Annotated in this window: 10 protein-coding genes; 6 read left to right on the top strand and 4 right to left on the bottom strand. The window is 67.2% G+C overall.

Features of this window, described 5'->3' with window-relative positions:
* The 3 genes from M3B01_RS08055 to M3B01_RS08045 form a co-directional block, all read right to left on the bottom strand.
* Positions 1 to 2,033, bottom strand: a 2,033-nt coding sequence (locus tag M3B01_RS08055; RefSeq protein ID WP_259790972.1) for a TRAP transporter permease, incomplete at its 3' end; no start/stop codon positions are given.
* 82 nt (positions 2,034 to 2,115) lie between these two features.
* Positions 2,116 to 2,952, bottom strand: coding sequence for a TAXI family TRAP transporter solute-binding subunit (locus tag M3B01_RS08050; RefSeq protein ID WP_259790971.1), 837 nt, complete (start codon positions 2,950 to 2,952; stop codon positions 2,116 to 2,118).
* Between the two features lie 581 nt (positions 2,953 to 3,533).
* Positions 3,534 to 4,742, bottom strand: a complete 1,209-nt coding sequence (locus tag M3B01_RS08045) for a DNA recombination protein RmuC (RefSeq protein WP_259790969.1) — start codon at positions 4,740 to 4,742, stop codon at positions 3,534 to 3,536.
* A gap of 186 nt (positions 4,743 to 4,928) precedes the next feature.
* Between M3B01_RS08045 and ychF the strand changes: the two genes are divergently transcribed.
* From ychF to M3B01_RS08015, 6 genes are all read left to right on the top strand, one after another.
* A complete protein-coding gene (ychF, locus tag M3B01_RS08040; RefSeq protein WP_259790967.1) occupies positions 4,929 to 6,014 on the top strand; it encodes a redox-regulated ATPase YchF in 1,086 nt (361 codons plus the stop codon).
* 33 nt (positions 6,015 to 6,047) lie between these two features.
* Complete coding sequence (locus M3B01_RS08035) at positions 6,048 to 6,329, top strand: type II toxin-antitoxin system RelE/ParE family toxin (protein ID WP_259790964.1); 282 nt, start codon at positions 6,048 to 6,050, stop codon at positions 6,327 to 6,329.
* Entirely contained in the window at positions 6,316 to 6,618 is a 303-nt protein-coding gene (locus M3B01_RS08030) for a HigA family addiction module antitoxin (protein WP_259790959.1), read from the top strand. Before M3B01_RS08035 ends, M3B01_RS08030 begins: the two co-directional genes overlap by 14 nt.
* A gap of 375 nt (positions 6,619 to 6,993) precedes the next feature.
* Complete coding sequence (locus M3B01_RS08025) at positions 6,994 to 7,197, top strand: PIN domain-containing protein (protein WP_259790955.1); 204 nt, start codon at positions 6,994 to 6,996, stop codon at positions 7,195 to 7,197.
* Between the two features lie 412 nt (positions 7,198 to 7,609).
* Positions 7,610 to 8,389 (top strand): BPL-N domain-containing protein, encoded by a 780-nt coding sequence (locus M3B01_RS08020; protein WP_259790953.1) that lies wholly within the window; start codon positions 7,610 to 7,612, stop codon positions 8,387 to 8,389.
* Positions 8,390 to 8,444: 55 nt separating this feature from the next.
* Entirely contained in the window at positions 8,445 to 9,269 is an 825-nt protein-coding gene (locus M3B01_RS08015) for an alpha/beta fold hydrolase (RefSeq protein WP_259790951.1), read from the top strand.
* 394 nt (positions 9,270 to 9,663) lie between these two features.
* Here M3B01_RS08015 and arfB read toward each other — a convergent pair whose 3' ends face one another.
* On the bottom strand, positions 9,664 to 10,110 hold the full coding sequence (gene arfB, locus M3B01_RS08010; RefSeq protein ID WP_259790948.1) for an alternative ribosome rescue aminoacyl-tRNA hydrolase ArfB: 447 nt from the start codon (positions 10,108 to 10,110) through the stop codon (positions 9,664 to 9,666).
* Positions 10,111 to 10,114: the final 4 nt, after the last annotated feature.

The following is a 10,114-nucleotide window of genomic DNA, read 5'->3' as shown; positions in this document are numbered from 1 at the left end:
GCCGCTGCGTCCTGCGGGACCTGCTCCTGACCGTCGCGATCGGAGATGCGGCGACGGATCACCTGGAGCACCACCACGACGGCCGCCATGACCATGCCGACCGCGGAGACCGGTATCGACGGGTACACCATGAGCACGCCGGCGATGATCAGGACCACCTGTTCCCAGGCCCGGGTGCGGACCACCAGGTGACCGGCCAGTGCCGCGGCGATCACCGTCATGCCCAGGATCACGGTCACGAGGGCCGGCACCAGCTCGCCGATCGTGCCCTCGAGCAGCAGGGCAGGTTCCAGCACGAACACGAAGGGGATCAGGAACCCGGCGATGGCGAGCCTGAGCGCCGTCACGCCCGTGCGCAGCGGGTTGGAGCCGGCGATGCCGGATCCGGCATACGCGGCCAGGCACACCGGTGGGGTGATGTCCGCGAGGATCCCGAAGAAGAACACGAACATGTGAGCCGAGATCAGCGGGACCTCGAAGTTGTTGTACAGGATCGGTGCCGCCACCGTGGCGGTGACCACGTAGTTGGCGGTGGTGGGCAGGCCCATGCCCAGCACCAGGCAGGCGATCATCGTCAGCAGCAGCACCAGCAGGAAGTTGTCCTGAGCAACGTCGATGAGGCTGTTGCCCAGGCGGCCACCCAGGCCGGTGCCGGTCACGGTGCCTGCCACGATGCCGGCGGTGGCGCAGGCCGCGATCACCGGCAGGGCGGTGCGGGCGCCCTCCTCGAGGGTCTTCACTATCCCCTTGAAGGAGAGACGGGTGGACTTGCGCAGGAAGCTCAGCGCGAAGGCCACACCCACGCCCCACAGGGCTGAGCGCGCGGGGGAGAAGCCCGAGAGCATCATCCACACGATCACGATCAGTGGCAGCAGCAGGTCGATCCGCGTCAGCAGGCTCTTCCAGCTGGGCAGCTCGGAGCGCAACAGCCCCTTGATCCCGTGCCGCTTCGCCTCGAAGTGCACGGAGAGGAAGGCCCCCAGGAAGTACAGGACCGCCGGAATGATCGCGATGATGATGATCTCGCTGTACGGGATGCCCGTGTACTCGGCCATGATGAACGCAGCAGCGCCCATGATCGGGGGCATGATCTGCCCGCCGGTGGAGGCTGTCGCCTCTGCTGCGCCGGCGAAGTGGGGGCGGAACCCGGCCTTCTTCATGATCGGGATGGTGAAGGAGCCCGAAGCGACCGTGTTGGCCACCGAGGAGCCGGAGATCATGCCCTGCAGACCGCTCGCCGCGACAGCCGCCTTGGCCGGACCACCGGTGAAGCGCCCGGTGAGGCGGAACGCGAGGTCGTTGAAGAACGCGCCGATGTTGGTGTGGATCAGCACCACCGCGAACAGCAGGAACAGGAAGATGAACGTGGAGGACACCTGGATCGGGGTGCCGAACACCCCTGAACGCGCGGTGAAGTACGTCTTGACCGCGAAGTCCTGCCAGGACTGGCCTGCCCCGAAGATCCCATAGGCGATCGCGCACAGCGCGATGATCACGATCGGCAGGCCCACGCAGCGTCGGGTGGCCTCCAGGGTCAGCAGGATGCCCAGCACCGCCACCGCGTAGTCGATGCTGCGGTACCCCATGATCTGGACCAGGTTGCTGGTCAGGTGGGAGTACTCCACGACGATGAACAGGTTCACCGCCAGTCCCAGCAGTGCCAGTACGGCGTCGTACCAGGGGATACCGCCCTTCGGGCGGGTGAGGTGCTTCCCCGCCGGGTACAGCAGGAAGATGATCGAGGTGGCCGCGCCCAGGTGGATCGCGCCCTGGATCAGTGAGGTGCGCGAGCCGAACACGCCGGTGTACAGGTGGAACAGCGTCAAGGCGACGGACAGGCCGCCCACCACCCATGCCCACCAGCCCAGGTCGGTGCGGAAGCGGCTGGCGGTGTCGTGCTCGCGCAGCACCTCCTGCGCGTGCTCCTCGCCGTCGTGCAGCGACTCACCGTCGTGCAGCTGCGTGACGAGGTTCTGCGTGCCGCCTCCCTCAGGAGGAGTGACGGGATCCTGCGCGGTGGGCGCGCCCGGCATGCTCGTGTCCTCGGGGATCGCCCCCGCCGACGAGTCGCCGTCGGCGGGACGCGATCCCGTCCTCTTTCCTGCCGGGGTCATCTCAGAGCAGCCCCTGCTCCTCGTAGTACTTCTCCGCGCCCGGGTGGAGGGGGACCTCGCCCTGGCCGAACAGTGCGTAGTCGTGACTGATCAGGTCGCCCTGAGGCAGGGTGATCGTCTCGGCGTGCTCGAAGGTGGCCTTGGTGATCTCGTAGGCGAGATCAGGGCTGATCTGGGTGGTGGAGCCCACCAGTGCGGCGGCCACGGACAGTGTGGTGACCGGCTCGGTGAGGAAGTCGTAGGCCTCCGGTTCAATGGTGTAGACCTCGTACAGGCTCTCGTCGGCCACGCTCTGGGCGGTGGACTCGTCCATGGAGACGAGCTTGACGTCGTTGGTGGCGGCCAGGTCCCCCAGGGAGCCGGTGGGGGTGCCCACCACGAAGATCGACGCCTCGATGTTGCCGTCCCGCAGCAGATTCAGGGAGCTGGCGAAGTCCTCCTCGCGGGCCTCGTAGTCGCCCTCGTTGATGCCTGCGGCGGTGAGGATCGCATCGGAGACGTTGCGAGTACCGGAGCCCACGTCACCGACCGCGATGCGCTTGCCCTTGAGGTCCTCGACGGTCTCGATGCCGGTGCTGGCAAGGGTGACGATGTGCGCCGCCTCTGGGTACAGGGCTGCGATCCAGCCCAGGTTGTCCACCTGGGCGCCCTCGAACTCGCCCTCGCCGGCGACGGCGGCGTTGGCGGTGTCGGACTGGGAGATGCCCAGCTGCCACTCGCCCTGGAAGATCTTGCCGATGTTCTCCACCGAGGCGCCGGAGTCGGTGTAGTTCACGGTGATGCCGTCGATGTTGTTCTCGTAGATGGAGGCGTACTCGCCGCCCAGCGGGTAGTACACACCGCCGGTGCCGCCGGTGCCGAAGGTGAGGTCGGTGACGAAGTCCTCCTCGCCGCCCCCGCCGCCCCCGTTGCCGGTGTCGCCCCCGCCGCCTTTCGTCGTTGCCGCAGGCGGCGAGCAGTCCCAGGGCGGCCACAGGCCCCAGTGCAGTGAAGGTCCGTCGTGCGATCCTCATCGGTGTTCTCCTCGGTGAGTGGTTCGTCGTTCGGTCGATGGGTACGGAAGCATCCCCAGGCCCGCCGGTGCCGACGGCGTCGTCGACCCCCGCGGATGTTCGGTCGATCACATCATGCCCTACTGCCCGGTCGGGGCCGATAACCGCTTTGTGGATGTAACGGTTCGGCCTCAGTGCGCCTGCCCGCACCGTGCACCTACGTTGGCCGCTATCGGCGGTGGCGGCCCCGACGGTCGCACAGCGCATCTGCGGTGGCTTCCCGGCATGCGCGAAAGGGGCGCCGGCACGATCGTGCTGATCTCCTCGGTGGCGGGATGGCGACCGGTGCCGGCGGCTGACGTCGCCTACAGCGCCACCAAGACGGCGCCGGGCCCGGAGGCGGAGCATCCCCGTCGCTGCCCCCGGATCACACCGCCTCCCGGCCCTGAGCGCCCGTTCGCCGTCGGCTGCCGCCGGCGAGATCGGCGATCTCGGCATCGTCAAGGGTGCGGGGACGGCGCTCGAGCTGCTCGACATCCTCCAGTCGCGTGCCTGGAAGCCCCAGGTCCTCGAACCGGCGGGCGGTGACCATCACCCGTGACTGCAGGGACCCCACCGCGTCGTTGAACGCGGCGACGGAGGAGTCCAAGGAGCGGCCCACCTTCCCCAGGTGGGTGGTGAAGGTGCCGAGACGATGGTGCAGCTCACGACCTGCCTCCAGCACCTCGCGGGCGTCCCGGTTCAGGGCCTCGGTGCGCCACGTGTGGGCGACGGTGCGCAGCAGTGCCATGAGCGTGGCGGGGGAGGCGATCACCACGTCCTTGCCGAAGGCGTCGTCCAGCAGGGCTGGGTCCGTCTCCAGGGCGGCAGCGAGCACGCCGTCGCTGGGCACGAACAGCACCGTGAACTCTGGGGTGTCGCCGAGGGCCTTCCAGTAGGCCTTGGAGGCGATCACGCCCACGTGGTGGCGCAGGGCCTTGGCGTGGGCGGTGCGGCGAGCTGCGGCACGGGCCGGGTCCTCCTCCTCGACGGCGTCGAGATAGGCGTCCATGGGGGCCTTCGCATCGACCACCAGGGTGCGCCCTGCGGACAGGTGCACCACCAGGTCCGGTCGCTGCCCCTTGTCGCCATCGGCCCGGGTGCCGGCGAGCTGCTCGGTGAAGTCCACGTGCTCGAGCATCCCGGCCGCCTCGACGATGCGTCGCAGCTGCACCTCGCCCCATCGGCCCCGTGCCGTCGGTGCCCGCAGGGCTGCGGTCAGCGCCGTGGTGCCGCTCTCCAAGGACTGCGCGCGCTCGGCCAGTTGGCCCAGGTGGGCACGCAGCGCGCCCTCGGCATCGATCCGGGCGGCCTCGGAGCGGGCCAGGGACCGCTCCAGGTGGGACAGGGTGGCGGTGATCGGGGCCAGGGTGCGCTGCAGCTCGGCCTCGCGCTCCTCCTCCGCGGCGTCGCGGCGGGCCGCATCACGTTCGAAGCGCTCATCGGCCAGGCGCAGCAGCTGCCCGGAGGCCTCGGCCCCGGCGCGCAGCTGCTCCTCCTGGCGGAGGGTGCGCTCACGCAGCAGCAGCCAGGTGATCGCTGCGCCCAGCGCCGCGCCCAGGGCCAGGCCCAGCAGGAGCATCTGTGTTCCGCTCATGGGACCAGCACACCACGGGGGTGCGACGAACCAGCCGAGGCGCGGCTGAGAGCTCGTGAGCTCGAGGCTGTCGGCCGGGGCTGAGGTGCACTGCGGGACAACTGGAGAAGCCCGGAGGAGATGCCGCGCACGATCACCGCCCGATCCCGGGTGGGGGAGGCGAGGCCCCCCGTAGAATCATCTCCCGTGGCTCTCACTATCGGAATCGTTGGACTGCCCAACGTCGGCAAGTCCACCCTGTTCAACGCCCTGACCCGCGCCGAGGTGCTCGCGGCGAACTACCCGTTCGCGACCATCGACCCCAACGTGGGGATGGTGCCCCTGCCTGACCCGCGCCTGGCCCAGCTGGCCACCGTGTTCGGCAGCGAGAAGCTGGTGCCGGCCACCGTGTCCTTCGTGGACATCGCCGGCATCGTCAAGGGCGCCAGCGAGGGCGAGGGCCTGGGCAACAAGTTCCTTGCGAACATTCGTGAGGCCGACGCGATCTGCCAGGTCACCCGGGCGTTCTCCGACCCCGACGTGACCCGCGTGGCCGGCAGCACCGACGCCGCCGGCGACATGGAGACCATCGCCACCGAGCTGATCCTGGCGGACCTGCAGACCATCGAGAACTCGATGCAGCGCCTGGAGAAGGAGACCAAGCGCGGCCTGCTCGAGCCCAGCGTGCTGGAGAACGTCACCAAGGCCAAGGAGCTGCTGGAGAGCGGCCGGACCCTCTACCAGGGCGCCCAGGCCGCCGGCATCGACGTCGCCGAACTGCGCGAGCTGCAGCTGATGACCGCCAAGCCCTTCATCTACGTGTTCAACACCGACGAGGAGGGCCTCGCCGACACGGCCATGCAGCAGCAGCTGCGCGAGCTGGTGGCTCCCGCCGAGGCGATCTTCCTGGATGCCAAGTTCGAGGCCGAGCTGATCGAGCTGGACGCCGAGGAGGCCGCCGAGATGCTGGAGTCCACCGGCCAGGAGGAATCCGGACTGGACCAGCTGGCCCGCGTCGGCTTCGACACCCTGGGCCTGCAGACCTATCTCACCGCCGGGCCCAAGGAGGCCCGCGCCTGGACCATCCCCAAGGGCGCCACCGCCCCCCAGGCCGCCGGAGTGATCCACACCGATTTCGAGCGCGGCTTCATCAAGGCCGAGATCATCTCCTTCGACCAGCTGATGGAGGCCGGTTCCAAGAACGAGGCCAAGGCCAAGGGCTGGGTGCGCATGGAGGGCAAGGACTACGTCATGGCGGACGGAGACGTGGTGGAGTTCAAGTTTAACGTCTAGCGTTAATGACGGTTTCCGTTATAGACTGGCTCCGTGATCAGATCGTTCGGCGACAAGGAAACCGAACGGCTGTGGCGTCGTGAACGCGTGCGATCGGTCGATCCTAGGATCCAGCGGGTTGCACTGCGCAAGCTGCGTCAGGTGGGGTCCGCGAAGTCTCTCGAAGACCTCCGTGTCCCGCCCGGAAACCGGCTCGAGGCCCTCAAGGGTGATCGGGCCGGACAGCACAGCATCAGGATCAACGACCAGTGGCGGATCTGCTTCATGTGGACCGACGCCGGACCGGAGGAGGTGCAGATCGTTGACTACCACTGACAAGATCGAGCCGATCCACCCGGGTGAGGTCCTCATGGAGGAGTTCATTAAGGGCTTCGGCGTCACGCAGAACAAGCTCGCCGTTTCGATCGGGGTTCCGCCGCGGCGGATCAACGAGATCGTGCACGGAAAGCGGGGCATCACGGCCGACACCGCGCTGCGGCTGGCGAAGTACTTCGGGACCTCGGCGGAGTTCTGGATCAACCTGCAGAGCCACTATGAGCTCGACCGCGCGGAGGATCGTGCAGGGGAGCAGATCGCAGCGATCAGGCCTCTTCTATCGGCATGAGTTCCGCGGCCTCGACGCTCGTCGGTTCCGAGGATTCTCGACTGATCAGGATCCGCGGCAACTCCGACAGTGGGAAGTCGAGCCTGGCCAACGCCGTCTGGGCAGCTTGGCCACGCGGCATTGCGATCGTCGGGCAGGACGTGCTGCGTCGCGTTTCTGAGACGGGATCGTCCAGTTCCTTGTGATGGTCGGCGGTGCCGGAACTCGGTGGAATTCCGGTTCAACGTGTGATCAGCACGCTCGATCGTTGATCCGAGATCGCCCCGGTCGCCTCGTCATCAAGGGTCGGGCCAGTGTCGTTTCGAAGGTCGGCGCAAAGACGAGCTGGCTCAGAGGATCGGGCAAGCAGTAGCGCCGTATCGGGGGAGCCGGTCGGTGCTCGCATTCGATGCTGACGCGGCGGAGCGATACACGGAGGTGCTCGCGTCGCGCGAGGCAGCAGGTGCGCCTGTCAGTACGGCCGACGCCCAGATCGCCGCGATCTGCCTGGCGCTCGGGGCAACCTGCGCTACGCGCAATGTGAAGGATTTCCAGCACACCGGGGTCGAACTCGTGGACCCGTGGAATGCGGACGCGTGAGGCGTCATTCGATCGAGGCCCTCGTCCACCAAGAGCTCATTGAGGCCGATCTGCGTGGGCTTCGACAGTTCTTCGAAAGTGAATATCTCAAGGGGTTCGGAGAATTGGATCCGCAACAGCCCTACGGCTATGCATCACATGATGTTCGCATCATGGCGCGAATCGAGGGTCGCGTCGTCGGCCATGTGGGATGGGCGCCCGCGAGAGTGACAGGGGCGCCGCGCGGGTACAAGCTCACGAAGCAGGCCTCGATGCCGTCATCAGTGACCAGTGGGCGCGAATCCTCCGCGCCGAAATGAAGTACTCGGGCGTCAAACCTCCACCAGTCATCGACAACGCGAAGGAGGCGGCCCCGTCTGCTCGTCCGCGGTCGCTTCGGTGAACTGAGGAGCAGGTTCACTAGGATCGAGCTATGAGTACGTTCGAATCACCTGCTGGATGGACGCGCCGGTCTGTCCTCGGGGGGTTGCTGACGGTCCCGGTCGCCGGGCTGGTGAACGGGTGCGCACCAACCAGCACGAACGAGCACGGAGGTTCGGACGGGCGAATCGCCCTTGTGTACCGCGGCCCCGCAGGATGCGCAGGATGCTCGGAGATTCTTGCAGAGCGGCTGTCTCGACCACCGCTTGGCCTGGACGTTGCGTTTATCGGCCCACGCGAACAGGTCCCTCTCGAAGCGAGTGCCCTATCTGGAGCCGCCCTCTACGCTCAGCCAGGCGGTGGGGACGACATCGGTGGCGCGGCCCAGAGTTTTCCTTCGGATTTCATTCGCGGGCTACGTGACTATATTGGTACCGGTGGAAGCTACCTCGGAATCTGCATGGGCGCATATCTCGCCGGGAGCGACGGCTTCGGTTTGCTTGATTATTCCGTTGAGGGGGAAGTAAACGTTCCCGGCTTCCCTGTGGAAGATAGCAGCGATCAAGTGGTGGCAGTCACGTGGGGTGAGACCGTGCGTTGGACCTATTTTCAAGAGGGTGCGCGGCTGCCAAGAGATGGTGCGGAGGAGTATGCGAACTATGAAACAGGCGATCTCGCTGCCGCATATTATCGGTGCGGCGATGGGAATGTGGGCTTGATTGGCCCTCATCCGGAGGCAGACGTGACCTGGTTCGAGGACGCCGATCTCGTCGATCCCGACGGCGACGACTGGCAATATGCGCTGCCGCTCGTCAAGCGGATTCTCAGTTGATCGCTGGGAAGGCCACGTGCGGCACATCAGCCGAGATCAAGCTACTGGAGGTGGCATGACCAACCGCACGGTGCTACGCCCCGACGGTGTCTCGATCGCGGTCACTGACCTCGGTGGCGATGGCCCCGTCGTCGTACTGCTGCACGGTCTCGCGGGGAGCTCGCGCGAGCTGCTGCCAACGGCGCAAGCGTTACCGGGATATCGGGTGCTACTCGTGGACCAGCGGGGGCACGGTGCGAGCACACGGCTTCCCAATGACTTGTCGCGCGATGCCTTCGTCGGAGACGTCGTCGCAGTGCTCGAGGAGCTCGTCCCTGGGCAGCGCGCGGTGCTCGTCGGGCAGTCGATGGGAGCCCATACCGCGTTCCTCGTTGCGGTGGAGCGACCAGACCTGGTCAAAGGGCTCGTGATGCTGGAAGGGCATGTGAAGGGCAGCGATGATCCGGGCGAGGCCGCACAGCTCGGCAGGTATTTCGCGTCGTGGCCAGTGCCGTTCGAGGACGAGGCCGCGGCGAGAGAGTTCCTCGGCGGGGACGCGATCGTCGACGCCTGGGTGGCAGACTTCGAACTGACGGATCATGGCCTCGTGCCGCGCTTCGACGCCGCCGTCATGCAGCGCGTGATCGAGGCGGTGCACGAGCCTCGCTGGGACGAGTGGGAGGCTCTGACGGTCCCGACACTCGCGGTGTTCGCGAAGCATGGGATGTTCGGCAACGACGATCGGGAAGCATTGATCCGGCGCAGGTCCCAGACAGACAGGATTGATCTCGATGGCGGTAGCCATGACGCGCACCTCGACGCTTTCGATATGTGGATCGACGTGCTCAGTCGCTGGCTGGCCCGCGAGCGAATCAACGGGACGCACGCCAGTGGGCGCTGATGGTGCGCCGTGCCGGAACGTCATGACCAACTACACGTAGAGCGCCATGTCGACGTGCTGCCAGGCCCAGTACCCCGGAAGCATGTCTGAGACCGTCATGGCACCCGAGAAGCTCGCCTGGCGCGAGCTCCTCGCTGCGCGTTGTGACGAGTTCCAGGTGCTCTGTACCGGTACGGCGCGACCAACCCGAAGCTGTTCGGGTCCGTTGCGCGGGGCACCGCGTCTGCCTGATCGGACATCGGCATCCTCGTCGAGATGGATCCCGCCGAGGGGAATCTCCTGATGCGTGCGTCCGGTCTGCTCGAGGAGACCCGCGCGCTGTTCGGGCGCGATGACGTCGACGTGCTTCCTGCTCAACTGCTCCAGCGCCCGGTCTTCGCCTCTGAAGGAGTGCTCAGATCGAATCGCGCCCCGGCCTGCGCCGCTGCTGCTTGGTGAGCGCTCGCTGACGCTTCCCCTCCAGCCTTCTCCGCTGCGATCCTCGCGTCGGCCGGGTGGCGCGGCGCGTGACCGGCGGGACCAGCGCCTCACGCAGGAGCCCCGCCAAGCGCTCCCGAGCGGCACGACGATTGCGGTGCTGGGAGCGGTGCTCCGCAGCGCTGATCGTCAGCACCGTGCCGTTCAGCCTGGTCGCCAACCGGCTCAGCACCCGCTCCCGCTGCGGTTCGGTCAGCGCGGTCGTGCTGGCAAGGTCCAGGCTCAGCTGCACCCGGGAATCCGCGGTGTTCACCCGCTGGCCGCCGGGGCCGGAGGCGTGGGAGAACTGCTCGACGAGCTCCCCGGCCGGGATGCGCAGCCCGCGGGGCGCACCGGGGCCCGCGGGCACGCACAGATCCTCCACCGCT

It is taken from the genome of Brachybacterium sp. p3-SID957 (genome assembly GCF_025144775.1).
In the GTDB taxonomy this organism is placed as follows: Bacteria; Actinomycetota; Actinomycetes; order Actinomycetales; family Dermabacteraceae; genus Brachybacterium; species Brachybacterium epidermidis.
The sequence above is the reverse complement of the archived record's forward strand: the minus strand, read 5'-3'. Positions and strand labels throughout refer to the sequence as shown.

Coding starts and splice junctions, on each gene's coding strand:
- M3B01_RS08045 (WP_259790969.1), bottom strand. CDS start 4,742: ATGAGCGGAACACAGATGCTCCTGCTGGGCCTGGCCCTGGGCGCGGCG.
- M3B01_RS08020 (WP_259790953.1), top strand. CDS start 7,610: ATGAGTACGTTCGAATCACCTGCTGGATGGACGCGCCGGTCTGTCCTC.
- M3B01_RS08015 (WP_259790951.1), top strand. CDS start 8,445: ATGACCAACCGCACGGTGCTACGCCCCGACGGTGTCTCGATCGCGGTC.